This is a genomic window from Anaerostipes sp. 494a, from assembly GCF_001940315.1.
Lineage (GTDB): Bacteria > Bacillota > Clostridia > Lachnospirales > Lachnospiraceae > Anaerostipes > Anaerostipes faecalis.
In genome coordinates, this window is sequence record NZ_MJIF01000001.1 from 402,054 (window position 1) to 428,554 (window position 26,501).

At 36.4% G+C, this 26,501-nt stretch carries 22 protein-coding genes and 1 pseudogene; all 23 read right to left on the reverse strand.

Annotation, left to right across the window (positions count from 1 at the left end; translation table 11 throughout):
- Positions 1 to 116: 116 nt before the first annotated feature.
- The gene (locus tag BHF70_RS02110) at positions 117 to 3,665 is read right to left on the reverse strand and encodes an AAA domain-containing protein (RefSeq protein WP_075758688.1); all 3,549 of its coding nucleotides are present in this window, start codon (positions 3,663 to 3,665) and stop codon (positions 117 to 119) included.
- 19 nt (positions 3,666 to 3,684) lie between these two features.
- Positions 3,685 to 3,813, reverse strand: a complete 129-nt coding sequence (locus BHF70_RS12735; RefSeq protein WP_278277181.1) for a hypothetical protein — start codon at positions 3,811 to 3,813, stop codon at positions 3,685 to 3,687.
- Between the two features lie 228 nt (positions 3,814 to 4,041).
- Positions 4,042 to 5,079 (reverse strand): transglutaminase domain-containing protein, encoded by a 1,038-nt coding sequence (locus BHF70_RS02115; RefSeq protein WP_075758689.1) that lies wholly within the window; start codon positions 5,077 to 5,079, stop codon positions 4,042 to 4,044.
- A complete protein-coding gene (locus BHF70_RS02120; RefSeq protein WP_075758690.1) occupies positions 5,080 to 5,913 on the reverse strand; it encodes a PP2C family serine/threonine-protein phosphatase in 834 nt (277 codons plus the stop codon).
- An 18-nt stretch (positions 5,914 to 5,931) separates the two neighbouring features.
- Positions 5,932 to 6,702: a vWA domain-containing protein gene (locus BHF70_RS02125; protein WP_075758691.1), complete on the reverse strand. Its 771-nt coding sequence runs from the start codon at positions 6,700 to 6,702 to the stop codon at positions 5,932 to 5,934.
- Positions 6,703 to 6,726: 24 nt separating this feature from the next.
- Entirely contained in the window at positions 6,727 to 8,025 is a 1,299-nt protein-coding gene (locus tag BHF70_RS02130) for a serine/threonine protein kinase (RefSeq protein WP_075758692.1), read from the reverse strand.
- Entirely contained in the window at positions 8,025 to 8,534 is a 510-nt protein-coding gene (locus tag BHF70_RS02135; protein ID WP_075758693.1) for a hypothetical protein, read from the reverse strand. Before BHF70_RS02135 ends, BHF70_RS02130 begins: the two co-directional genes overlap by 1 nt.
- A gap of 68 nt (positions 8,535 to 8,602) precedes the next feature.
- Positions 8,603 to 8,806 (reverse strand): leucine-rich repeat protein, encoded by a 204-nt coding sequence (locus BHF70_RS02140; protein ID WP_075758694.1) that lies wholly within the window; start codon positions 8,804 to 8,806, stop codon positions 8,603 to 8,605.
- 11 nt (positions 8,807 to 8,817) lie between these two features.
- Positions 8,818 to 9,693, reverse strand: coding sequence for a leucine-rich repeat domain-containing protein (locus BHF70_RS02145; RefSeq protein ID WP_075758695.1), 876 nt, complete (start codon positions 9,691 to 9,693; stop codon positions 8,818 to 8,820).
- A gap of 22 nt (positions 9,694 to 9,715) precedes the next feature.
- A pseudogene (locus BHF70_RS02150) lies at positions 9,716 to 9,985 on the reverse strand (S16 family serine protease); the annotation flags it as partial.
- Positions 9,986 to 10,117: 132 nt separating this feature from the next.
- Positions 10,118 to 10,588: an IS200/IS605 family transposase gene (tnpA, locus tag BHF70_RS02155; protein WP_075758696.1), complete on the reverse strand. Its 471-nt coding sequence runs from the start codon at positions 10,586 to 10,588 to the stop codon at positions 10,118 to 10,120.
- A gap of 187 nt (positions 10,589 to 10,775) precedes the next feature.
- A complete protein-coding gene (locus BHF70_RS02160) occupies positions 10,776 to 15,830 on the reverse strand; it encodes a DEAD/DEAH box helicase (protein ID WP_075758697.1) in 5,055 nt (1,684 codons plus the stop codon).
- Between the two features lie 188 nt (positions 15,831 to 16,018).
- Positions 16,019 to 19,519 (reverse strand): hypothetical protein, encoded by a 3,501-nt coding sequence (locus BHF70_RS02165; RefSeq protein WP_143249356.1) that lies wholly within the window; start codon positions 19,517 to 19,519, stop codon positions 16,019 to 16,021.
- Between the two features lie 321 nt (positions 19,520 to 19,840).
- On the reverse strand, positions 19,841 to 20,185 hold the full coding sequence (locus tag BHF70_RS02170; protein ID WP_143249357.1) for a hypothetical protein: 345 nt from the start codon (positions 20,183 to 20,185) through the stop codon (positions 19,841 to 19,843).
- Between the two features lie 21 nt (positions 20,186 to 20,206).
- Positions 20,207 to 20,608, reverse strand: a complete 402-nt coding sequence (locus BHF70_RS02175) for a hypothetical protein (protein WP_075758700.1) — start codon at positions 20,606 to 20,608, stop codon at positions 20,207 to 20,209.
- 237 nt (positions 20,609 to 20,845) lie between these two features.
- Entirely contained in the window at positions 20,846 to 20,956 is a 111-nt protein-coding gene (locus BHF70_RS12590; protein WP_242946290.1) for a DUF1819 family protein, read from the reverse strand.
- On the reverse strand, positions 20,949 to 21,191 hold the full coding sequence (locus BHF70_RS02180) for a helix-turn-helix domain-containing protein (protein WP_075758701.1): 243 nt from the start codon (positions 21,189 to 21,191) through the stop codon (positions 20,949 to 20,951). Before BHF70_RS02180 ends, BHF70_RS12590 begins: the two co-directional genes overlap by 8 nt.
- A gap of 258 nt (positions 21,192 to 21,449) precedes the next feature.
- Complete coding sequence (locus tag BHF70_RS02185) at positions 21,450 to 22,265, reverse strand: zinc-ribbon domain-containing protein (protein ID WP_075758702.1); 816 nt, start codon at positions 22,263 to 22,265, stop codon at positions 21,450 to 21,452.
- A 2-nt stretch (positions 22,266 to 22,267) separates the two neighbouring features.
- Positions 22,268 to 22,930, reverse strand: a complete 663-nt coding sequence (locus BHF70_RS02190) for a vWA domain-containing protein (RefSeq protein WP_075758703.1) — start codon at positions 22,928 to 22,930, stop codon at positions 22,268 to 22,270.
- Between the two features lie 97 nt (positions 22,931 to 23,027).
- Positions 23,028 to 23,669 (reverse strand): helix-turn-helix domain-containing protein, encoded by a 642-nt coding sequence (locus tag BHF70_RS02195; RefSeq protein WP_075758704.1) that lies wholly within the window; start codon positions 23,667 to 23,669, stop codon positions 23,028 to 23,030.
- 202 nt (positions 23,670 to 23,871) lie between these two features.
- Positions 23,872 to 23,985, reverse strand: coding sequence for a YodL domain-containing protein (locus BHF70_RS13095; protein ID WP_083638252.1), 114 nt, complete (start codon positions 23,983 to 23,985; stop codon positions 23,872 to 23,874).
- A 219-nt stretch (positions 23,986 to 24,204) separates the two neighbouring features.
- A complete protein-coding gene (locus BHF70_RS12595; protein WP_242946292.1) occupies positions 24,205 to 24,474 on the reverse strand; it encodes a hypothetical protein in 270 nt (89 codons plus the stop codon).
- Between the two features lie 452 nt (positions 24,475 to 24,926).
- Positions 24,927 to 26,495, reverse strand: a complete 1,569-nt coding sequence (locus BHF70_RS02210; protein ID WP_075760496.1) for an ABC1 kinase family protein — start codon at positions 26,493 to 26,495, stop codon at positions 24,927 to 24,929.
- Positions 26,496 to 26,501 lie beyond the last annotated feature (6 nt).

The following is a 26,501-nucleotide window of genomic DNA, read 5'->3' on the forward strand; positions in this document are numbered from 1 at the left end:
ACTTCCCTGATTATGATTTTTACGTACTTTAAATAACAGCTATTGCAAAAAGGATAGTACTGATAAAAAATCCTACTACATATAAAATAATCTCAAGCATAGCCTACCGCCTTCCGCTAAATCTCATCTGGCTTCAAAAAGTGTCCGCAATTACATCTGATATATGGTCCATACTTGCCTAAACCACCTTTTAACTCGCCACCATCTTTTTTCGGACATTTTACATTATGTGAATTAATATACCAATTCATTAAATCAACCGTAAGATATTTTGTCTCTTTACAAGCTTTATTGGAGCATTTCAGATATGCCGTTCCCCTTACATTTTTTGCAAGCACCATATGACTCTTACATGCAGGGCAAAATTCTTTTTCTTCGACAAATTTTCCAAGTCCATAATTTGCCATTGAGCCACTATCAACACTTCCACCGCTACTTGCTACCATAGGTTTTGTAACTAATATTCCCTTTTTCTTTACTAGTTTTTTTGTATTCTGACCTACTACAATAGTTTCTAATTCTGTCAGTGCCTTAATCATCTCAATAGTATTCTTTCCTTTGATTCTAACCATAGTATGTACAACAGTCATCATTGAAGTAGTCTTGTCCACTTGGAATTTCCATTTTGCTGTAGGAAGTCCATACCATGCAAGCTCATCATCAATTATAATCAATGGGAATGTCGCATTCTCTGTTCCCCAGCAATACTCTTTCCACTGTTTCGGAAGATTTGCGTACTCATTGGACTTCATCAGAATATCAATTCCCCTACTGTCTGCATCATCCAACATTTCAAAAATCTGATTTTCCGTTTCTCTCAATTCTCCACTAGGAAGAGATATTACAACTTGCCATTTTGCCTTCCTCATATCCTGCTCGAACATAGAAATAGCATCCTGTTCATTCATAAATATATTAATCATCCTGTCCGGAGTTATCGACTCAATATATGGCTGAAGAGTTTTATCATAGTTCTCAATCACATGATGTTTTCCATTCTTTATATGCTGTAGCAATTTATAGAATACGTGGTTCGTACCCTTGAATACATTCCCCCAAAATCTTTCGTTTGCAACTGTTATCACCTTTCCCTTACCTCGTGTGATAGCTACATTAATCAATCGAACGACCTGATTAGGATTTTTTCCCATCAAATAGCCAACTGCACTCTTTGGGTAACTCTCAACTGCATCAAACACAATAACATCTGATTCAGAACCTTGGAACTGATGAACTGTTGCGCAGCTTACTATTGTTGTTCCCTTTGTATAATAATCTTTAATCATTGCCCTTATTAATCTGGTTTGTGCTGCGTAAGGAGTAATAATTCCGACTGCTTCTATGTTATTTTGTTCTGCCTTCACCGCAGTTGAAAAAGATATAATTGCACTTAGGATATTAAATCTGGAACCATCGGTATTCTTATCAGCTGCACAATATGTTCCTGCAAGGTTAACAAGATTCATTGCATCTCCTGGTAATGGTTCACTCTTAATAACGGCATCCTCTTTATGTAATACACTTGGATGATTTTTCAACAGCTTGTTATAAATGAATTTATTAGGGAACTCTGAAATTGCTGGTGCCATACGTCTTTGTTCATTAAGCATGACAAGCCAAGGGTGCCAGTACATATTTCCCTTGCCATCCACAATCTGCAAGTATGAGAATATATCTACCTGTAACACATGCGCATCCGGACACTGCGAAATCGGTGCAAGCTGCCTAAAGTCACCTACACACATAAATTTTTCTCTGGCAAGTGCCGCTGCCGAGATCACCTGTGGTACATATGCCATTGAGACCTCATCAAACATTACAAGGTCAAACTGTCTTTTCTCAAACATCGGATCAACCGTTGCTCTTGAAATTGTCGTTCCAATCACCTGTGCTCTCTGCACATATTTTCTCTCTTCTTTTCTTATCTCACTACGAAGATCCTTTATTTTAAGCTCAATGTTATTGTACTCTCTTGACTTTGTACTATTCTGAGCACGAAGTTCATCTCTTTTGGCATTCAAATGTTCAAGCTGCCTCGCATAACTATCGCTCTTACTGAGTGTATAATTGAATGAAGTAGCATACGAATTCTGCGAAAGTTCATCATCTCTTACATAACCAAAACGCAAAATTTTTCCATCTTCAAGATATGACTGCATGTCTGTATTAAGCATTCCCACGACTTTTTTGATTACACCATCCACTGATACATTACTATGAGACACAATAAGTACTGACTTATTCTTTGCAATATACTTCTTTGCAATCTTCGCCATAGTATATGTTTTACCAGTTCCTGGAGGTCCCCATACTGTCACGATATCATCTGTCTCCAATTTTCTTTCTACTGCATCCTGTCCTTTTGGTACACCTGCAATATCTGTATCAGTTGATAAAGCAGGTCCTTGTTCCATAATTTTAATTGCGAGTTTATTGACATTTGGATTAAGAGAAGTCATTCTCTTATTTAAGGCTTCAAGCAATTTCCATGGTTCTACCATCAAATGAGCAGAACTTACTTTATCATTCAGATCGCTATCCAATAATAAAGTCATCTGAAAATCTTCACATAAGAGTACGGTTCCGACAGCCCTAAGACCACCAGAAGTTTCCACAACGATAGGTGCATCATCTGGCAGATGCAATTCAGTCTCCATCTCAAATGAATAAGTATAGATTCCTTTATCACTTCTATTCAGTTTAACACCATTTACAATCTTATATCTCTTACCTTTACCAAGCTTGAGATAGTGAATTTCTCTTCTCAATGCATCGGAATATTCCTTAATATCCGAAGATGTATAAGCTGGTTGCTCATTCGTTGCTGAGTAAGTACTGCTCTCTGCTATTGTCTTTATCACTGGCTTAACCACACTATCCATTGTCTTAAGAAGTAAACCGACAATATCAATCGTTCTATTATATTCTGCTTCCGTCATCTGACAAATTGCTACCTGATTCAACATACTTATTTTAGAATTATTAATCTTGTACGAAGTTGTAATCATTTTATGATTACTGCATAAAAATATAAATTCAATATTTGCTCCAGCAAAATATATCTTTTTATCTTCTACAGGAATACTGATTGTTACATTCTTTGACTTATTATGTGTTAATAATTCATAATCCATCCTTGAAGAATGGATTTTCCCGAATTTATCAGTTATAATACACTTTTCTAATACTGTGTCTACCTCTTCACCCTTGTTGACATATATGAATTTAAATGATGCATCCACTCTGTCTGTAAATTCTTTAATCACTGGCAATGTCATCTTAAAATGTGAATCATTAAAGTTTTTAGAAATTACAGGCTGATATGCACTCTTGACATTAGAATTGACTTCCTTATCCATAAATGCCAATCGCATAACTTCTAATATATTTTCTCTGACACTAATTTCTATTCCCTGTGCCACCAAAAACTTATCGATATTAGAAAGTCCCATTTTAAGCTCTCTTTCATTCTTAAATGGGACTCCTTTCATAGCCTCTCCAAGACCTGCTTGAAAAAGCATCTGCATAATATTCTTTTCAACTGAATAATCGACAAATAAATCATTACATAATGCGACACATAACTTTCTATTCTGATATATATCATATCCATATGCATCTGTCATTTTTTCAAATATCTTCACAAGTTCTGTTGTATGCCACATAAAATTCACTCTCCAATACTTAGTATATTCTAATCCAGTAAGTTCCCACATATTCATTAGGAACCTGCTGAACTTTGACTGTTCTACTCATCCTTCCTGCTGCAATCTTTGCAACAATTCCTGTAAGTTCTGACCTTCTCATTTTCATAAACACACCATCCATCCGAAAATAAAATTTTGTCTGTTCTTGCTCTACAACTTTTTCAATTTCTCCTCACATTGTGCCTTTTGCTTAGCAAAAACACCTATGATGTTATGCGAGAGAACCAATCATGAACTCTTATTTTTTACTACTCTATGTAACAGATACTGGAACAGCACGGTAATCAAAAAGAAGCCGATAGCATAGAATACTATTTTAAAGATATACTTTTCCTCAATAAATCTTTATCCAGCAAGTTCCTATTTTGTCATTTACAATCCGTTTTACTCTTTTTCCTGTAATTTCTTGTTCAGAAAAAAATACAGATATCAAATTATAGATTTCTTCCTCTACATTAGAAGCTTTTCTTCTTCCATCTAACCGAAAGTAAAACTCTGTACATCCTCCTTGCAGTGCTTTATCAATATATGACAACAGTCGTTTTTTCATCCGAAATGTCATTTTATTTGCTGTAAAAAAATTATGTTGCATAAAAGAACACTCCGGTAAGCGAGTATCCGCTTTATGTTCTTTCTCAATCAATTGATCGGTCACATTAAAATAATCATACGGAATCCTCTGAAAAGATGATCCAATAGCACCGATATCCCACGTTACATCCAAATGATACGGATGACCCTCAATATTTACCAAATTCCATGCGTGTGGAACTCTCTTTCCATTTTTGAGTGCATCGCCAAACACAACAATGCATTTGACATCAACTGCATTTAGCAATACCTTAACCGCCTTTGCTATTCCTTCACATTGTGCCAGATGATGGGCGAATACTCCTACAATATTATGAGATGCTATCATTCTCACAGGTTTGCTCTGATCCGCACCATCCATATCATATGAAATATTTCTGCACATCCAATCATGGACTTTCATTTCTTTTTCGTAGTCTGATCCTTCAGTCAGTTTCAATTCAGCAGCAAGCCGGTTAACTTCTTTTTCTATCTTTCGGTTATAATCCTTTACCTTTTCTTTTGAAAAAAAATATTGTGGACAAATTGCATTATGTCCGAACACATCGCTTGCCAAGCTACAGGCTGACTGATTCAAATAATAAATCAGCGGATTATCTTTCGTCACTGCCTCGAAAATTCGTTCAAACGTTTCCTTTGGAAAGTTTCCTTTTACTGGTATAGGAATGATGTCCTGGTGTGCCATTACTCCATCATAAAACGCACGATATACTGCCTGATCCTGTTTATTCAGTTGGTGATAATAATAGCGGTCTACAATCACCAGAACACCTTCTCTCATTTACTCTTTACTAAAATATGCCATGATAACAGTAATATCATCACCACATCCAAGTTCACTGGTTTCAACTAGCCATTTTTTTAAATTGGCCTGTACAATCTGTGCTCCATGTGTCTGGAGCATCTCCAGATAATCGCTGCAGGTTTTCTGAAACTCCGTATCTGTAGTATAGCTGTTTGCAAATCCATCTGTAGAAAGCATATACATACAGGACGTTTCCTCTTCTCCATCTCTTCGTCTTACAGAAGTAACCGCTTTCCGCCATGCATCTGGTTTTGACAAAGAGTGTGTCTCTGTGCCCAAAAACTTTTCTGATTCCACCAATGCAAAAACACCATCTTCCGTAACTAGATTGATATCACCATCTCCAATCTGAAACGAAAAAACAAAAGAATTCGTAATCAGTACTCCTAACAGTGTTGTACCATAGAGCGAATAAACTGACGACCATTTGATATTACCATCTTCATCCACGAGACCTTCCACTTTATTTTTGTAATAAGAGTGCTTTACTCTTGCCTGCCATTCTTCACAAATATCCTGCGCAAATCGCATATCACCTTCCCGATTTAGAAATGTAATCAGATTCGACAAACCATTTTCATCTGTTCCGTAACTTTGCAAATAGTTTTTCATCACTTCACAGAATGTATTTACCGCAATGACCGAACCTCTGTCACTTCTTGGACATTTATCGCTTCCATGACCATCCGCAACTCCAATAATTACAATATCATCCGATATTTCAACGATTTTTTTACTGTCCTGGCAGGGCAATCCATTTCTCTGGTGTGTAGCACCTTTGACGATTCCGTCACATAAATAGCGCTTCATCCAATTCCTCCTTGTCCTTTACCAAACGGCTCCCTCATCAAAATCATCCGGATTGGGGATATTACTCATATCAAGCACTAATGGTGCCCCATTATTCGCAGGTGCAAACGGATCATCTGCAGGTACTGAAGCCGATACAAATGCTGCTGGTGCAGATACTGGTACTGAATTCATCGGTTTACTGGACGGTGCAGATACCATAGATGCTGTAGTAGATGCCCATTTGATCATCTTTGCAAGTGCAGTTGCATTATTTGCTTGAAGAACAAGCTCTTTATTTCCGGTAAACTCAATCAGAACGTCATCGTCCGCATCCTGCCCGATAGAAATCGCAATCTTCACTGCTTTGCGAAACCATGGCATTCCTTTTAAGTTTTCCAAGCTTTTCTTATAATCATCTGTCGGCTGACCATCAGAAAGAAGTACAATAACTGGTGGTAATGCTCTTGCCGGCATTGGAGGTATCGAAAGCTGTGCAGCAAGAAGATCAAACGCCTTTCCAAGTTCTGTCAGGCCACTTGCTTCCATATCCTCCCAACCGTAATTTTCCACCGGCACAGGACTGGTTGTAATCCAGCTTGCTCCAGACGAAAACTGAAGTGACCGGATCAACAGCTGTGCATTTGGGTTATTATCGGCGGAATTTCTCATCTCTGGAATACATTCCTGAATGGTATTATTCACAATCCCTATTTTTTCTCCATACATCGAACCAGAACAATCCACTACCCAAAAGAAATGGATCGGTCTTGTTGCCAGTTCTCCACCTGGTCTTTGTAATTCCTGCATAATCTTATCCTCCTTCATCGATCCTTATCTAAATTCACCCGTTGTCTGCGGGAAAATAATTTTTACTCCTTTTACAATACCTGCTGTCCGCCCAGGTTCCACCGGTATCTGCGTTCCATCTACCTTCTGATATGTCCAGTTCACTTTGTCTTCATTTCGGATTCCCCAAAGGGCTGGATTCTTTGGATTCTGTACCACACTTCCCACTATCGTATCCATATCGAAGTCCTCATACACATGATGATGCAGTAACTTTGTATCCTGATGCAACAATACACGGTTCTTCCCAACAATAAGTTTTTTCGGTACCGGAACAGCATTTTGACAATTCCAACAGATATGAGCTGCCCCTTTCGCCTCCAGGTCTTCATCATAAAAGAGCTGTGCCCCACAGGAACAACGCAGCATCCCACTCATCATATTGGAAAACAAAGTCATCCATTCAGGCTCTGTGATACGTTTGCTTGGCTCATTCAATCCTACCGTAAAGGCTTTTGTAAACATCTGACGGAGCTTTTCCGGATATAATGGCCAATAAATATTAGCATTGTCATGGATTCCTTTTACTGGTCTGTTAGACTTATTATTCGGATCAAAAATGAAAACAGGATCCGTTCCATACAGCTTCACTCTGGCAGCCATATCCATGCATTTGATACTTGCTTCCAGCTTTCCTTCCAGGGGATGATTAACCATAAAAAGGTAAAACAGCAATACAGACAAAGAGTACCGATCTGTATCCTTCGATGGTCTTTTCTCTCCCCGAACAATTTCCGGAGCCATAAAACCAGGTGTGCCAAGTACTCCGCCCGGCTTGCTGTTATCGAAAGAAACATTGTCATTATCACAAATCAGCACATCACCATTATCCGGATTGAAAAACAGATTACCAAATGAAATATCCTGATATTTTGCTCCCATAGCATGTAATTTCTGGTATCCTCTGGTCAGATTAAACGCCGTCCTGCAAAGTGTATAGAAAGATGGATTAACTCTCTTCTTCATCAGATCCACAATGCTCTTATAATTCTTTGGTCTAAGAGGCATTACATATCCAAATAGTTCTCCATGGGCCGGGACAATCATCTCCATGGGCCACAGAAAACACGGATCCGGAGAGCCTTTTGCAACGATGGTTTCCAGGATTTTCTTCTGTCTGGCTGTGGCACTCCCTTTGAAATACCATTTCAGTGCATAATGACTACCACCGCATGTCACATCATACACTTCCCCCTGACCGCCAGCTCCCAGAAGGCTTACAATTTCATATTTATTCCCACATTCTGATGTGAGGATGGTTCCATTTTTTAACTGTCCTTCCATTACGGTATCTGCCTCCTCTGCTTTATCAACTGTAATGCCTGATACAATACATTTCCGTCTGCAACTACCAAGCAATAACTTTTATTTCCAAATTGCATCTCACAGGCATTACTATATGGTGTAATTGCTGTGAGATAACGATACGTCTTATCAAATCCCCATTCCTTAGCCTGAAATACGATCCTCTGGTTGGTTATGTACAGAATTCCCCGGTGCTGCACCAGCTCTGTATGTTCAATGGTTTTTCCCTGACCAGAACTCCATCTTGTCCCTTTAAACAATCCAGGACTGCTGTGCCCATAATGGCGATACTGCTTCACCGTTTTTTCTTCCAGATTGACCGCTTTGTCAATAAAATGAATCTTTTCACCACGTTTCAGGAACAACTGATCTGTATTCAGGATTGGAAGTCTTCCGGACATGATCTCGTTCTTTGCCGCTGCCGGAAGAATAGATGTAACTGTCGGAATCTGATTTTTATTTCCAAACAGGGCATCGAAAAATCCCATACACCTCACCTCTTTCCTCTTATCCTACTGCTTGTTTTATTCAGTATGGCCGCATCACAGGCGACATCTTATACGAGCTGATATTTGATCTTATTCTTTCTAGCATATTCCTCTGCATAAGAGCCAAAGGAACATTGAATAATAAACTGCTTATTCGTTCCGGTAAATGCATCCTGCCCAATTTTAGTTACACTGTCTGGAATAATCAGCAAATCAAGAGAACCGCATCCAAAGAATGCCCTGTCTCCAATCTCATTTAACTGATCACTCAAAACTACCTTTTTTAAGTGCTACATCCTTCAAACATACGATTCGGTATCCGATCCACATTCTCTGGAATAGAAATATTCTCTAATTCCAAACACTCTGCTAAAATACAATCTCCAATCCAATACACGCTCTTAGGGATAGCTAGTGTTTTTAGTCCGCTTCCCTTAAATGCAGCTTCGCCAATACGTTCCAACTGCATCGGTAAGGAAATCGATTTAAAGTTTGGACACTCTGAAAAGGCCGCATCTCCAATTTCTTTCATGGAAACCGGAAGCACTGCCTGATGAAGCCGGTTACATTCTGCAAATGCACTTCTTCCAATATAGGCAATCCCTTCTGTCAAAATTACTTCTTCCACCACTTCCTTGGTGAAACTATTATCTGCAATTTCGATTACCGGTGTATTACCCGACTTATTCTGAAAAATAACCGTCCGTTTATTGTCTCCCCGGAAGCCAGTTACTGCCAGACCAGCGCTATGACTACTTCTGCAATATGTAAAAAGATCTCCATACTGTTTGCCAGAGGTCGGCTGTTCCTCTTTTATCGCTGGTCCTGTTCCCTGCCTTTGCACCGAAATGTCGCATATCTTTCCTAAAACCTTATCTCCATAACAGGAGCACCATACAGATACAATCCAGTCTACATTTACCCGGCTAAGTCCATAATCATCCATCAGCCGCTTCACATACCGATATGCAAACGTATTATTGATTCTTGCTATACTCTGAATATCCTGGGCAATCCCCATGTTATATGCCATCAAAAGCAGATTTACATTTTTCGCCTGATCTGGGAACAGGTCTTTTACAAGAGCTGTAAATCTTTTTTTATCATCCAGTGATGATTCATACTTTCGCAGCATTATTTCAAAATCCTGTTCAAACAACAGGCTCACCACCTCTCATTACTTATTCCACTCCAAGTTCTTTAAACACTGCCTCCTGTGGAGTAGAGTAAAAGATTAAGCTAAATGCACCTACAAGATCGGAAGGCACCGTTCCAATATCTCCTGCAGAAGTAATCGGAAGCAATACTTTCTTTGCCCCACTATCCAGACATACCTGTAGTACATTTGCCAGTTCTTCCACCTTTATCAGCGTTCCTCTGATGCTGATCTCACCAAGTACTGCCAGACTGCTAAGAGTTGGTTTTCCTAAAGCTGCACAACAGATTGCAATCATAACCTCCACTGACAAGTGGAGGTTTGCTCTGTCCCTGTAAGGGACTTTTACCTGCTTAGGTCTCAAAGACCTCTCGAATAAAAAGCCTCAACCGCACCATATTTACATGGCTAATCCTTAAAGGATTTCCTATTTGCCTTTTATTACTGGCTCACCCGTAAACGGGTCAATATATTCTTTTAGACTTAACTGATCATATGCTTGATCATCCTGCAGTTGATTCTTTATATATTCTTGTATTTTTTTCGCATTCTTTCCTACTGTATCTACATAATACCCCCTGCACCAGAATTTTCGATTTCCATATTTATATTTTAAATTCGCATGTCGATCGAATATCATTAGAGAACTTTTTCCTTTTAAATATCCCATAAAAGATGAAATACTTAAATTGGGTGGAATTCTCACAAACATATGAATATGATCTATACAACATTCTGCCTCTATGATTTCGACACCTTTTCTTTTACAGAGTATTCCTAGAATTCTTCCTACATCTTCCCTGATATTCCCATATACAATCTGTCTTCTATATTTTGGTGCAAATACAATATGATATTTGCATTCCCACTTTGTATGTGATAATGTTTTCTTATCCATTTGGATATTCCTCCTTTGTTCTTTTGTGCGGTTTGAGACCCACACAAATTATAGAACATTGGAGGTTTTTTATATACGGCTAAAGCCAAAATCGTGCTCCACCAGCAGAGCTGGTGGTTTATTATTTCGTGCCGGAGCATTCTCCTTCTGAAGAACACTCCAGCACTCAACAGACTAAAGTCACCAATCAAAGTTTGTTTAATATCTTTCCATAGGTTACGCACCACGTTGAAACTGCCCATATAGCATTTTCTTTGCTAATCCCCAGTTCATCGACCATCCGCTTTTCAAAACGATAAGTAAATATATCATTTATTTCAGCAATATGTTCGATTTCTTCGTGAATATTCATTTTATATAAAGCAATCATCAAATTTAATTGTTTAGGATAATCATTTAACAAATCTTTCATAATCCCAATAAACCGCCGTTTCTCTGTTAATTGTGAAGAAAAGCTTTCTAATAATTGTTCAAACTTGAAGTCAAATCCTTTATCCTCATCTTGTAAAACACCGACTGTTATCATCCCTTGCGGATTAGATGCCGTCAACGTTTCAAATGTTTTGATAGAGCTTAAATTGTCATCAAAGAAATCATCAAGAAATTCTAAGACGTATCGCCTCTGCAAAATATCATGAACTCTCTGATTGGAGTAACTTTTCAAACACTGATAGCATGCAGTATCCATCATTGCTCCACCACAAGTACATCCTCTCACAATGCGTCTTGTCTCACTGAGAACCTTCTCAAAAATGTGAGGATTATTCAATCTTTTTACATGTCCAGCTCCTCCTGGGGTCTTATCATATAATATAATCATAAAATTTCCACTTCTCGTTGCCTTATTATAAAAATAGCGCAAACACCCTGCAATATCGTTCTCTTCTATGCTTAGGTAAGAACATGTACCTTTCATAATCCCATACAAAATAGATACAGCCTGTTCATACAATGTAATCTGTGGCCAGCAAAAACGAATCTGTATCACATCAGTCTCAAAACGATAACCCAGCGCATATTTGTGAAGATTCTTATTTTCACATTTCATTCCATTTAATTTGCGATGCTCCTTTGGATATATCGTCCGAAAGCCTTTGCTTGACAAATGTGCATATCCGCATGTATTACAGACATAAAAATTAGATTGGTTTAATACTGCCATTTCGTCATTTTGGCTATATGCTATCTCATATTCTCTATTCCCTTTTTTGAAATGATCATATTGAATATCGTTACGATAACCAACATAAGCCACCTCACTATTGAAGGTTCTCTGTGGTCTTATTAATCCAGCCTTTTCCACTTTTCCAGCTTCAAATCCAAATTCAGGTACAATAAATGTTCCCATGAGATCTTTTGAAAGTTTTTCACCACAGACACGACAATACTGCAAATGCTCCTCGTCTCTATGCTCAATATGTGGCTCAATATTCAAAGTTTTACAATCACAATAAATATAGTCGAAACGTCTCCAATCCATATTGGGAACTTTCTTTATGTAATGGCTTGTAATCAAATTTCCATCTGCTACAATTTGCGATCCTGGAGCATACTCTGATATTGCCATTGCAAGATCTCTTTGAAGATCTAGATCCAATTTGTTTTTTGATTTTGAATCCCAGATTGCAAGTTCAACGGTGTCAATTGGAAAACCGTACTTTGGTAATATGCTTTTTCTTGACAAAAAAGAAAGAACACTTTCTTTTTTATAATTATTGATGCGATAACGCAAGTAATCCACTTTTCCACCAGATATTAACGCTTCCTGTAAAGATTTTTCCAAAATATTAATTTCATATGTATAATCATTTACCGCTCTGGTGAGAGCTCCCTTTTCTTCTAATAATTTCAGCACCCATCCAAAATGTTCTACATCATACTTATTTATCAGTTCTTCCGGTAGAAACTCTATCAGGAATTTTTTTAAATTATCCGGTTGGGTATCCAGATACTCTTTCAACCTTTCTAATCCACTAACTCCATCCTTTTTTTCAATAAGTGTTTCAACTGTCGAAAAGTAATCTGGATATTTCTTCCAGAAAAAGGCAAATGCTGAAGCAAATACATGTCTAATTCCAATCTTATCATTTTCCACTTTAAATACCGGCGGTTTAACATTGCCACGAATCATGGATTCAGGTTGGTTAAAATACATAAAGTCATGATTCCCTTTGTTACAAAATGTAAGAGCATATGCTACTGATTTAATACTTCGGCCTGCCCGCCCCGCACGCTGTGCATAATTAGCCGGCGATGGAGGCATATTACGCATAAATACAGTCTCTAAGCTTCCAACATCAACCCCCATTTCAAAGGTAGTTGAACAACTCAAGACATCTATCTTTTTTTCTTTAAATAGATTTTGGTAATGATATGCTTTTTCCTTACTTAACTGCGCTGTATGCTCTACCACCCTTAACGATCTTATTTCCATATCCTGGTACATTCTATAATAATGATTATCATTAAGCGCAGATTTCAAATCAATTTCCTGAAGTATTCCATTGCATTTGTATGTTGGACAAATATTTTTTATATTATACGGGGTAATCTTTTTGCACACTGGACAACGGTAAAATTTTACTTTTGAATGCAAGTGTATTTTTTTTACATTGACTTTATACTCGACTCCCTCATTTATAATAATTTCTTTTTTTATCATTAAGTTCCAAAAGCTCTCAAGGAAATTTCGTGCATCATCTCTAGTCTTATCTGGAACAATTATCGCAAATAATTTTTCAACAAAATCAATCCGTTTATTGCTCCTTCCACTTTTGGATGGCAAAAAAGAGCTGCACCGTTTATTCTTAGATGAATCCGATAGCGTAAAGCCTCCCTCATGTCCATTGTAGGTAAAAAACTCCTTATCTACCTGATTCAATAAAATGGGATATGCAATCGCTGCATCCTGCATCATACTTTGTATAAAAATATTTATAAGATTTGCAACATCTGTCTGGGACAAATCCATTTTCTGCATTCCCGGACACAAATCCTTGGAAACTGTCATTTCATAAAATCCAAGATTTTGCAATGCATTTTCTGAATAATTGTTTACCATCTCATTCAAGATAGCTTTCCAGGCTTCCTTTTCAGCAGACATTCCTTCATCGGTTAATATATGATTGTTCTCAAATTCTGCCTGTAAAACTCCAGCAAACTGTTGCAAATTTCCAGAAAATTCTGTTTTTCGCAAAGCCTCTACAATCAACCGTTTATACAAAATCGTAGTATATGTTTTTTCAAGGTAACTTGCATAGAATGCTGCTGCTTGTCTACTGTCCGAAAAAGCAATAAACTGTTTTGCACTTTCCTCTTCTTTTTTCACTATATATGTATCTTCTGTCTCTTCATCATCAAACGAAAATTCATTCTGATCCATCACAATTTTTTCTTTCATGATCTTATAAGATGGAAGTTCCTCAAATAATGCTGTTCCTAGGACACTTGTTACAGCCTCCTGTCCAGCAAAAAATTGTCTTAAAATTCCCTTCGTATTCACATTTTCACAAGCTACACATTTAGTCAACACTTTTCCTTTTTTTTGAACGCGAAAGACTTTTATAAAATCATGATTTGTATGCTCACACTTTTCACTTGAAGAGGCATTGAGAGGCATTAGCTTCCCGCAACGAGAACATAGTTTATACTCCTCGACCTTTAACTTCATTTTTTCAAAACTATTTTCATCATCTTCATCCGATATGGTATTTCCCAGATATAATATCTCCTTATCATCAACACTGTCATTCATACTTTTTTGAACAAAATATCCCTGTGCATCCACTCTTCCTATCAGATATACAGAATGACAGAAAGTACATACTGCTATTTCAAACACAGCATATTCCAGTCCATGTTCAAACACTTGACGATTTCTGGTAAGCATTAACTTTTTGGATTTACCAAGTGTTACAAAGGCACTGTCGCAGGCTTTTATAAACATATGATATTTGGCATCAAATAACTGTGCGTTGTTCTTTATAGCATATGCCGCAACTGTCACATAATTTTCTATATGATGATTTTCACAACCCATAGCATTTGCCAAATAATATATTGTTTGTGGCTTCTTTTCTAACAATACGCGAATATCCCAATAATTTGAATCACAAAGTAACAAATCATAAACATCACTATGCAAATTTCCTAAACATTTCCCGCCTAATGCGACAATCTCTTGTGAAATACGATCTTTATCTTCTTCAATAATAGCTTTCGCCAAATTTTCATAATCTGATATATTTCTTTTTAATATTGCCTCCATCATTTTTTCCGGTTGTTGACGAGTAGCACGGATAACGTCATTCTCATTGAATACACTATCGCAGAGCCTGGATGCAAATTCAGCTACTTCTGGATTCTGATTTTCATTTCCAAGCGTTGCACTTGTAAGAATATACTGCAACTTTTTCACAGGAATACTACTTTTTAATCTTCTTAGAAGCATAGAAACTTCAATTCCTGTCGATCCATTATAAATATGTGCCTCATCTAATACAATAAATTTCCAATGATTGGCATATATTCCCTCAAAAAAAGAGTTTTCCTTTGGTCTTATCATTAAATACTCCAACATTGCATAATTTGTAATTAGAATGTTCGGAGGATTATCTATCATCTGTTCTCTGCTAATCAATTCGTTTTTAAGTGGGCTTTTCCCATCATTTAACATACGGTATTCCTGTAATGCTTTGGAATAGTCATTTTTTGTCTGACCTGTGTAACTTCCATAAGTGATTTGCGGATAATTGTATAATACCTCACGCAAACGTTCCATTTGGTCATTTGCCAAGGCATTCATTGGATAAATAATCAGTGCACGTACACCCGAAGATAATGTGCCGTTCTCATCTTCTAAAGTTAACTCTCTCAAAATTGGGATTAAAAAGCTTTCTGTTTTACCTGATCCAGTACCAGTAGAAACAACAATATTTTTTCCTTCTGCACATCTTTTTATTGCCTCTTCTTGATGCAAATAAAGTGGCCGGTCCATAATAAAACCACACTCTTGGAATGATTCTGGAAGAAGTCCACTTTCTATCAACTGTTTTAAGGTTCTTCCTTTTTTAAATGAATCAACCACATCTAAGTAAGGTCCCTTTGCAAAACTCTCTTTTGCTTCCAATTCCTGTTTGAACTGTGCAGAATACTCTTCATCTGCTATTTCAAAAATAGTTCTTAGGTATCTCTTATATTTTTTTGTTATTTCTTCTGAGGCCTTTATAGGGGAAAATTTCATTAGTATAACCTCTTTCTCAAGAATTATGCTTACGCTCCTTGTTCTTTCATTTTTTTTTGATTTCCTGTGTATCTCTTAATTCAAAATTTCTAATCTATAATATTGATTCTTTCTATAAGCTATTATAGCTGTTGCAATATATCAATACTAGATTTTTTAAATAATTGTATCTGCAATCTCATACTTAACTAATCAATAGGTATATCTTCAAATATGAGATCTTTTTTCCAAATACTTCTATTTTCTTTAATGGTCTGATGGTTTTTAATCCAACCATATCCCTTATCCATAATATCTTTATTTTTTTCTATAAACTGCACATTCCACAAATATGCATCACTGTACAGAACATGCTCGTACCTTCTGTATGCCTCCGATTTGCTGTACCTCGGATTCTCATTCTCAACAATTCGCTTAGAATAACTATCATACAAAAATTCATACTCATCACCATCTTTATTATCAACAAACACTATCGTCATGCATGTTGCTACATTCAAATTCGGAATGTCAATCATAACAACTGACGCATTCTTAATATTGTTCTTGTGAAATAGCTCCACCATCATCCCCAAGTATTTGTGACCACTAACTCTTTTTTTAACAAAAAACATATATTCATAACTTAATTCCAAATGTTGATCTTGATTATTTGCTAAAATAATGCTATTGAGTCTAATGCATGTACCTTCTAATTCTTTCGGGTCAACCAATTTAACTGTATTTTCCCCGATAAGAGTATATTCTTCATCAAAAGAAAACTCATCTCCTTCTATCTCATATACCCTAACCATATACATTGCTGAACGAATTGGAATGTTTAATTCTATAGCATTTCCGTCAATATATCTCTTTTCCACCAGTAATTCTTTCTCACATAATATATCTACATAATATTCTCCTTTTCCGATAATATCAAATGTACCCAAGACACAATCTTTTTCATAATCAACCTCCAATAAGGCAGATTTTAGAAAACTCCTCATAACAATACGTAAAACATCATACTCATTTCCTTGGCATACCATCGTAATAGTCTGCATCATTTTATTCTTGTCCAGATAAGTTTTTAATTTTGTAAGATCACACTCAAACAAATCTTCTAAATTTCTATTGAACACAATATATGGTTTATCTTCCTCTCGCCCTCGTATACTTAATGCAATTCGAGTCGCAGGATAATTTATATACACTGTATCCCTCATCTCTGAATGCCAAATGTCCCTTGCCCTTTGCAACGACCATATTTCTTTATCCCAGCTATACAAAAAGACAGGCACTTTAAACTCTGCGTCCACGATACCCTTCTTGAACTGTACAGGCATAACAAGACAGTTTGATTTTATAACATCTAACTCAAAATCATATTTCTGATTTTCTTCTTCTGAATTTGCAAAAATCATTCCCTTTTCCAGTTTTCTATTGAACGATAATGTTCCACGGTTCATATATATGTATGGTGCATCCTCAAACATATACTTAAACTCTGGAAAATAACCAAATTCGCAACAAATTTTTCTGGTACTTGCTGGAAAATCTATTACTATTTTATTTATGCCCTCGCAGATTCCTTCCATTGATTTTAAATCAATATAGTAAAATTTCCTGCTATCTTGCTTTCCATGACTAATACGAAAGAATTTTTTTTCTGAAAGCTTTGTTATTTTATCATTGATGATGACAGCTGTCCCATTAAACTTATTATCTTCAACATCAATGATCAAAGTCGGAAGTCTGTTATAAACTGATACTTTCTTTCCCTCATTTTCAAAAAGCATTCCATCTATTTTGTATTCGTTCAATAATCCTGTAGATTGAATTTCTCCTACATAATAATTCTCACCACCTGCTACACTAATCAGATCTCCAGCAGTCAGATTAAATTCATAAAAATTTAATCCCTGACGAACAGAAACATTTAATAATCCATCTGCCTCGATCTGTGTCCCTGCTTCTGCAAATGCATAAATCATTCCTTCCGGCAAATTCTCTCCCTTGATCCATTCTCCTTCTGCATGAAAAAAATTCAGAATATGCTTTTTCCACACAAAATTTCGAACTTCTTGATTGTTTACAAATAATGTAAACTTAAAAGGAGAGAAAATTTCATTGTTTTCAATCGGTATCGCTATTTCCTTTGTTTTTTTACCCAAATAACCCTCTTGGATATCACATGGAACTGTCCTGCATTTTTTACTGTTTATTTGCCATTCCACCTGAACATCTCCTATATCAATAGGCAAATTCTGTGCAGGTAAAATAACCTGGAATTTTATAGATTCCATATCACATACCAAATGTGGGGACCTGAAATTTTTTATCCTTTTATTAGCGGCTATACTATTCCGCAATTTTCTTTTTTCATCTCGAAAATAGTTCGTTTCTAATTTCCACTTTTCAAAATTATCAATAATTCTACAATTATCAACTTCTTCTATGTATTCATCCCAAAAGCTTTGATCAATCAATTTTAATAGGCTTCCTATCAACTTTTGACAATATATTTGATTTCCTCTTACAGTCAAATACAAATAATTTGACAAAAACTGTTTCCTTTTTGCATATGGATTTTTTATGCTGTCACAAATATACCTACTTTCTTCTTCGACTCCAGATGAAATATCACGTTCCATATCCAAATTATAATACTGGAACAAATATTCGAAAAATTTCGGTAAGAACTTATCAGCCACAAAACAATGCATCATAATATTAGTTACATATTCTGTTTCCTTAAATATAGGCTTCCCAAATCCCATCATTGTTTCCGTGAAAGTACCGCCAATCCATGTTCTCTGATTGACTGGAATATTTTTATCGTCCTTATCCCAGAGAACTTTTGCAATATGTTTCCAGAAATTCCCATCGTAATTTCGTATTCCAATTTGAACCAGGGCAACTGAAAATAAAACATCAATTATCGAATGTCCAACATCCCGTCTTATAAATAAATATTGTTTTTTAAAATAATCACATAGAATTTCATACTCTTTATCATTAATCTCTATCTCACACAGCAGTTTAACATCCAAAAATTCTTGCAAAATGCGATTTCGAAGATGCGTATACTCATTTTTATCCTCCACCATATGAAGAAGTTTTAGATTAATAGAATTGAGTGGATGTACAATAAGTTTAATTTCATCCTGATACATTTTCTCCAATTCTTTTCTACTGTAAGTAGATACATTTTTATCTACAAGTACTTCATCCAGCGTTTTCTCTTCGTCCTTGTGAAAATCTTCCTCAATTAAATCTGTATTTGACTTAGCAATGACTTCCTCATCAAGATCCGCTTTCTCACTAACCATCGCCTCTGCATCACCTACAACGTTTTCTGACGAAAGCAACTTTTCTAGTTCTATTACATCCGAGTTTTTTTGAATTTCAAAAGATTCTATAGGAGTTTCAGAAGCACAGTCATCCATATCAGTCTCTAGCAACATAATATTATCGTCTTCTGGTAACACGGTTTCATTTTTTACAATAAATGTCGAATCAGACTCAATATTTTGAGATACACCAGAATCATTGTCTGAGAAAACTTCTTTTGAAACCGCCAACTGCCTACTATCTTTTACCTTTTTTTCTGTTGAATGCCAAAAAATTGTTTTTATCTTTTTTATTAATTCAAAAATTATAAATGATCTCATTCGTATCCCCCAAAAAGATGTTTTAATATTAACCAATCATATAATTACCTTTTTCTTAAGGTCAATAATAACTCTTACACACCTCTGCCTAACTTGCAATAATTCCTATACTTGACGAGATGTTATAATCTTATTCTTCATCACACTTTCGGACACTCATCAAATAAAATCAAACAAATGCTCATCATCTAATGGGACTAATATCCTAAAAATATCGCCTTTCCTCGCTCGAAGCACGGTTTGCATTTTCCACATACATACAATCTTTTTTTAATCACAAATTTAGCAGTATAACTACTTGTAAACCCTTGATACATCAATGTATGTGTTCCAATCATTTCACGTACAATGGACTTCTTATTCATCATGTATCACTTGGTTTTGTTGAATATAAGAACAGTTCTCTTTTTTACAACACTCCATAATAAAATACGGCGAACTCTCATTCATACACCTTTCAGTCTTATAATTATAATCGTCACAAATTTCTTGCATATCTAATACTTTCGTTGTTAATGTATCTTTTGTACTGATATCATTAAGCTTATCCTCTTCTATGTGGAGAGGATTTAAATCCTTACTAAGGTAAATCTGATAAGTGGCATGAGGAATTCTATATTTATCCAACATTCTTACAATCAAATCGCGAATACTATTTGCACTCAAATTGGTTTCCACAAATATTTTTGTTCCATTAACCAACTCGGCTTCCACATAGTTTCTTTATCTCTTGAAAAATAAGTTCTGGTTTTTCCTGCATAAATTTATCATCCACAAAATTCTAAAAAATACTATAATTTTTTCCCATAACAATTTACACGTTTTCAATAACACTAATTTCCACAAACGTGCCGGATACCTTACCCCATCTAAAGAAGAAGCAGCTGGCCTCATATAGCGAAAATCTGTCATTAAATCATAAGCCACATTCTCATCTACTCGAAAGTTTTCATAATTAATACGTTTTTCCCCGATTGACAATATCTCCATATCATCTTTCAGCAATACGTTTATTATCTCCAATTTTTCTTCCGGACACTCGGCTAAAGCCTGTTCATCATCTAAACCATATTTATTAATCATCTCATTTACATAAGAAAATATCTCTGATACAGTTTTAGACATTTTTACATACTCACTAACAAGGAGTAATTTTTGATGATGTCAACATTTGGGGTTTGCTTTCAATAAAATTAAACACCCTTATCAAATCTTTCGCATTCCATATTCTCTCGAAGAACCTTATCAATTTCTGTGATTTTAATCATACTTTCATATATTTTATGTGTCGTATAGAATCTTGTTATCGCCAATAAATCCTTTCCTCTGTATCCAAACCTTATGTTGCATGACCGTGTCCTGCTACATAGTTTTAGGATTTTTTCCATAATAAAATCCAACCATAATTTTGCGAAATTCCATAAACCAGAAGGAGTGTTTTACTGCACCTGCACTATACTGATTTCTATTCATTCTCATTCCTCCGTATATTTTTCTCATTAGCCTTTGTTTCATCCGGCAGGAATTCACATATATTATCAATCGTACAATTCAGACCCCTACAGATTTTTTCTATTACGGTTACATTATCCCCATTTGCCAATTTACTGACAGTATTGGCACTCACACCAGTCAATTCTCTGAAGTCTTTTTTCTTCATATCCCAATCAATCAGCATTTTAAATAATTTCTTATAAGATACTGCCATATCTTCTCCTTATAATCTGTTATAAACACTTATATTTACGTCTATGGGCTACAAATAAGTTACTGTAAATAGTATATCATAAGGTTATTACAATGAATACAATATTTTTTGCGTTCGGGGATTTTTTTACCGTTTTGAGTAATAATTCAAAACTGATATTCTGGTAAATAAGGAACTAAGGAGTCTAAAACGGTCTAAAATAACGCCGTTCTAGACTCCTCATAAAAGTGTCTATACAGAAATACAAAATTCTTCGTTTTAATCTTCCAGATACATTTTTATCGCATCATAACACTTTACTGTTTCCGAATCTGCATTATTAAAATTGGATGAAAATGTCTGCAGACTACCCGTAGGATCTATTGCTAGATTTGTCAAAGTGAGATACGCATCATACAACTCCGTAACGGCTTCGTATGCATCCTCATATTCATCTGGCGGATTTTTCAGCTTTTTCATCTGAGTATTTACCGTATCCTGATTATCCTCGATACCACTTACCTGAAGACTGAATGAAGAATCTGAGTATAAATTCTGTAATGCATCGTTAAAATCTGATACAAAATAACCATTCGGTCTAGTATATTTATCTGTAGAATCATTCCGTTCTTCATAAATTGCGTTATACCATACCTTTTTGATTAGATTTCCACATTTTTCCGCATCTCCAGCTCCAGAAATCATAGAATACGTTACAAGTTCCAGATTGGAAGAATACTCTTTGATTCTCTTTGCTGCGTCTTCCGCTTCTTTTTTCTTTTGCCCCTGTACAACAGAAACTGCAATCAATGCAGCCATCAATAACGCCATTGCCACAATCGCTATTATTTTCTTTGATTTTCCATCTATCTTTACGCCAGTCACTTCCACCTGTTGCGGTGCTGTTTCACTGTTTTCTATATTTTCTACGGGGCATCCACATTTCGGACATACATCCACTCCATCTTCCAATTCTATCCCACATTCCTGACAGTATCTTTTTTCTTCTGGAATCAGGATTTCTCCACAATGCATACATTTTTTTGCCTTGTCTGATACCTGTTCGCCACAATTCGGGCATTCCATGATTGCCATAATTACTTTCCTCCCTGACTATTTCTCTTATGTTTTACAATTTCCTCTGACCAGTCACCGTCAAACACATCTTCCATGTTTTCTGCCTGTACTGCTTTGGATACCGCCCTACCCACTGCTTTAAAATTGATGGCAACACCCTCCGGATCATTTTCATAAGTCACAGAGCGGTTACGGGCGATACCAATCTTTTCTGCCTCTCTTTCAGCGTCAATATTCGCGCCAAGGAATAGAAATTCCCATCCGCACTCTTTCTTTGCACTGATCATTTTCCGAATTTGCTCGTAGGTATAATTCTCACTAGAATTTTCCAGACCATCCGTGGTAATGACAAATATAACTTTTACTGCTTTGTGGGCTTCTGGCAGATGTTTCTGGACATTATCAATTTTTTCGATAGCAGCACCCACAGCATCCAAAAGAGCCGTACACCCTCGCACATAATACTCTTTTTCCGTTAGAGGTTCGATAATCTCAATCAGAAATCTATCGTGAATAATCTCTACTTCATCATCAAACAACACCGTCGTCACATTTACCTTGTTCCCTTCTGCTTTCTGTCTGGCTATCATCCCGTTGAAACCACCGATCGTATCGCTCTCCAGTCCCCCCATAGAACCACTTCTATCCAAAACAAAAACCAACTCAGTTAATCCTGTATTCATGTGATTACCTCCTTCAATCATTTATAATCACATTTTATATACAGAACCAACTGAGTTGGTCGCATAGCAGGCGACATTGTATTTCGCCCTCTTTTTATTACCCAAATACTGGTTGTCCATAAGCATACAGCACATCATTGATTTCAAACATATCGTATATTTTATTCTGCAGGAAATATGCCACAATGATGTCCATCTTGGAACTTCTAGACAAAGCAAATCCTGCACTTCGAAGTAAATCCTTAGCTTCATCCAACGACAGTTCTAATGCTATGGTAAATGCCAGTACTGTTTTTTTATTTGGTGTATAGTAGACATCTTTGCGAATTTTCGAGAAATGTCTCCGATCCACATAGGCCTTTGTATAAACTTCAGAATCTGTCATTCCCCTCTCATCGATCATACGGAGTAATCTTTGAGAAAATGTCTCTTCCATCTGACTCATAAGGTCATCAATATTTCGGTTTGTCGATATGGTCTGGGACATTCCTTTAGTAATTTTTGTTTTCTTCATACTGGATGAGTCAAATTCTTTTGGTGCTGATACATCCAGTTCATAATCAGCCTGAGAGTCTTGTAGATTCTTTACCTTTTTATCTTTTCCACGTCTTTTGCGAAAGTTAGTAATCTTATCAAATATAGATTTCATTTCTTTATCCATTTTAATATCATCATTTTCTGGTTCATAGTATTTATCTATATACTTTCCAACTTCTTCCATCAGTTTTTCATTTGCCATTTTTTCGACTTCCTCTCTATACATAGTACATTCATTATAAACCACATCTGTAAATTACACATCTATTTTCAATTATCATAATAGTGTTTGCTCATTTCTTGGTCGCATAACAGGCGACATTCCCGATAATTACACATAAAAAATAGCCTAAAGCCAACCATATCAATCTAGTCAGCTTCAAGCTTTACTTCAAAACCAATATTTACGAATTTATACCAGCTTCATTGAGGACAACGATATCACTGACCGATAAGAAATGACCGATATAATCTGCAGGGTGGGCAATATTGAATTTCTCATACAAGGAATCCAGCATATCTCCCTGCCATTGGAGGAATCAAATTATCATTTTCTACATAACTTTTTATCTGTCTGGAGCAGTTTCGTTCTGTGCTGAAAAAGTTCCGAAATATATGTGCTCATGAAAAATGCCTCTTTACATACCGTGCAATGGATATATCTCTGATCTTCCATTATTAAAGCATAAACCCCCGATGCATCTTTTTTATGATAGGGAAAATACCTTTTTCCAGCATCATATGAAAAACTGCTTTATAATATTGTTTTGAGCATCTGTTATTACAAAGATTTCATCAATATTTTCAGGAATCTCTTCAATAAGCTGTTCTATCTTCTTCATATCAATATGTTCCGCAAAACGAAGTAGTGCTTTTGTACAATCCGGATTCTGCATGCTCTCAATATACTGAAAAGGATGAATGTTCTTATCATTTTCATCTGTAAAAAAAGAAACTCCAGTACCCAGTGCATCCTGATATATGTCATTCTTAGGAAACTTTATCATCCATCGTTCGCTATCCATGATAATAGCATATTTTGAACTACTTCTCCCACCATAATAAGTAGAAAAATCACGTTCATATTTATTGAAATTGTCCTCTTGTATACTGAGTCCTAGATTGCTATGCAGGATAATCCCTGATGGGCCAGATACATTCAGACAAGCATTTTAAACAGCTTTAACTATTAATTCGGCCGTCATGTATGAATATAGGTGATGTCTGTGCAGCATTTTAGATTGATTAGAATCTTATTGTTAAGACATCTTTTCTACGATAAATTTTACTGTATGGAACTTTTCGTGTCCACTAATTTATACTAACATCAAGAAGAATTTACTTTTCAAAGCAGAAATAAAAGAAGCTGTGCACCAGCCGATTATAAATCAGATAGTTCACAGCCCTGTAGAGAAAGAAAAATACTTACTTTTTCCAATCTGTTTTTATATTCCTTTTCTTATAGTTTTTTATATTTTAGTTTTCTGGCAAAATACCGTAACGTAAAGAATACAGCAATAAGAAGAGCCACAACATATCCAACAAATCCAAGGACAGGAATGTGTAAAATTTTCGGATTCATGTCTGTCATGCAGATTACACTGGAACTGATCAGCAGTGCAGCTACACACAGCCCGATTACAGTATTGCGCACAGCCCGGTCAATCAGCATTCTAAACTCCAAGGACGCTTTTAAATTCAGATTTACTTCTGTCCTTCCTTTTACGAAATCATTCAGGACATCTGCAGTTAGAGAAGGGATATCAGCTCCTTTTGAAACAGCCCGATACAATTTCTTTCCATTCTTTTCCAGTTCTTTTTTCCAATCTATCTGCTGTAGATAATCTTCCATAAAACGTGATATGGCAATGTCAACCATGTTCAGCTCTGGACTGATTACAGATAAAACTCCTTCCATATGTGCAAGCCCTCTGGCAAGCATCGTCATTCCATGAGGCATACTGATATGATTTTTCTTCATGATTTCCATCAGTTCTCCCAGAATCTCTGGCAGATTGACTCCACCCATGGAAACTGTACCATAATCATCAAGAAACTGTCTAACATCATGATATAGCCGCTCCCGGTCTGGTGTCCCTCTATAGGATCCGAATCCAAGAACTGCATTCACAATCCCCTGAACATCATGTCTGGCCACACTTCGTACGCCTTCTCCCATAATCTTTCGGTCTTTTTCACTCAGCCGTCCCATCATGCCCATATCAATCCAGATAATTTTCCCGTCATGAATTTTCACATTTCCAGGATGTGGATCCGCATGAAAAAATCCATCATCCATCACTTGCTTAATAAAATGATTGATAAATTTCCGCCCTACCTCATCTAGATCATAACCATTTTCTTTCAGGCCATCAACATCATCGATTGATAAACCGTCGATGTATTCCATAACAAGCACATGGCTTGTAGTATACTCTTTAAACAGTTTTGGACATCCAGCATATGCCACTCCTGCATTATTTCTGCAAAATTCCTCCATATTGGAAGCTTCTGTAAGGAAGTCCATTTCCTCCTGTGCCGTCTGCCAGAGTTCATCCAGAACCATCTGCGGATCCACAAGATCCTTTAATCCCGTTGCAACTCCTGCCACTGGCATAATCAGTCTGGCTGCATGTTTTAAAAGACCAATATCACGGGACATGGTATCATGGATCCCTTTTCTCTGAACTTTTATAATCACATTCTCACCAGTCTTCAGCTTTGCCCGGTGAACCTGGGCGATTGATGCTGAACCGAGCGTCTTTTCTTCAATAAAAGAGAAGATTTCCTGGGATCTGCAGCCATATGCCTCTTCCAGCACTTCCTCTACCATATGAAAAGGCATGGGAGGTACATTGGAATTCAGCTTCATAAGTTCTTCACAGTAACTTTTCGGAAGAATGTCTGAGTGCAGTGCCATAATCTGTCCAAGTTTGATATAAGTAGGTCCAAGCTCCTCCAGTATCTGTCGCAGCTTTTCCGGATTTATCCCCTGCATAATCTTGTATTTCCGTAAAATGGCAGTCATCTCAGG

Excerpts from the sequence above, each read along its gene's own strand:
- BHF70_RS02110 (WP_075758688.1), bottom strand. The coding sequence starts at position 3,665 with ATGTGGCATACAACAGAACTTGTGAAGATATTTGAAAAAATGACAGAT.
- BHF70_RS02125 (WP_075758691.1), bottom strand. The coding sequence starts at position 6,702 with ATGCAGGAATTACAAAGACCAGGTGGAGAACTGGCAACAAGACCGATC.
- BHF70_RS02210 (WP_075760496.1), bottom strand. The coding sequence starts at position 26,495 with ATGACTGCCATTTTACGGAAATACAAGATTATGCAGGGGATAAATCCG.
- BHF70_RS12590 (WP_242946290.1), bottom strand. The coding sequence starts at position 20,956 with ATGAATAGAAATCAGTATAGTGCAGGTGCAGTAAAACACTCCTTCTGG.
- BHF70_RS12735 (WP_278277181.1), bottom strand. The coding sequence starts at position 3,813 with ATGAAAATGAGAAGGTCAGAACTTACAGGAATTGTTGCAAAGATTGCA.
- BHF70_RS12595 (WP_242946292.1), bottom strand. The coding sequence starts at position 24,474 with ATGATAAAGTTTCCTAAGAATGACATATATCAGGATGCACTGGGTACT.
- BHF70_RS13095 (WP_083638252.1), bottom strand. The coding sequence starts at position 23,985 with ATGCTGGATTCCTTGTATGAGAAATTCAATATTGCCCACCCTGCAGAT.
- BHF70_RS02130 (WP_075758692.1), bottom strand. The coding sequence starts at position 8,025 with ATGGAAGGACAGTTAAAAAATGGAACCATCCTCACATCAGAATGTGGG.
- BHF70_RS02185 (WP_075758702.1), bottom strand. The coding sequence starts at position 22,265 with ATGGCAATCATGGAATGCCCGAATTGTGGCGAACAGGTATCAGACAAG.
- BHF70_RS02115 (WP_075758689.1), bottom strand. The coding sequence starts at position 5,079 with ATGAGAGAAGGTGTTCTGGTGATTGTAGACCGCTATTATTATCACCAA.
- BHF70_RS02175 (WP_075758700.1), bottom strand. The coding sequence starts at position 20,608 with ATGTCTAAAACTGTATCAGAGATATTTTCTTATGTAAATGAGATGATT.
- BHF70_RS02120 (WP_075758690.1), bottom strand. The coding sequence starts at position 5,913 with ATGAAGCGCTATTTATGTGACGGAATCGTCAAAGGTGCTACACACCAG.
- BHF70_RS02195 (WP_075758704.1), bottom strand. The coding sequence starts at position 23,669 with ATGGCAAATGAAAAACTGATGGAAGAAGTTGGAAAGTATATAGATAAA.
- BHF70_RS02180 (WP_075758701.1), bottom strand. The coding sequence starts at position 21,191 with ATGGCAGTATCTTATAAGAAATTATTTAAAATGCTGATTGATTGGGAT.
- BHF70_RS02190 (WP_075758703.1), bottom strand. The coding sequence starts at position 22,930 with ATGAATACAGGATTAACTGAGTTGGTTTTTGTTTTGGATAGAAGTGGT.
- tnpA (WP_075758696.1), bottom strand. The coding sequence starts at position 10,588 with ATGGATAAGAAAACATTATCACATACAAAGTGGGAATGCAAATATCAT.
- BHF70_RS02135 (WP_075758693.1), bottom strand. The coding sequence starts at position 8,534 with ATGGGATTTTTCGATGCCCTGTTTGGAAATAAAAATCAGATTCCGACA.
- BHF70_RS02160 (WP_075758697.1), bottom strand. The coding sequence starts at position 15,830 with ATGAAATTTTCCCCTATAAAGGCCTCAGAAGAAATAACAAAAAAATAT.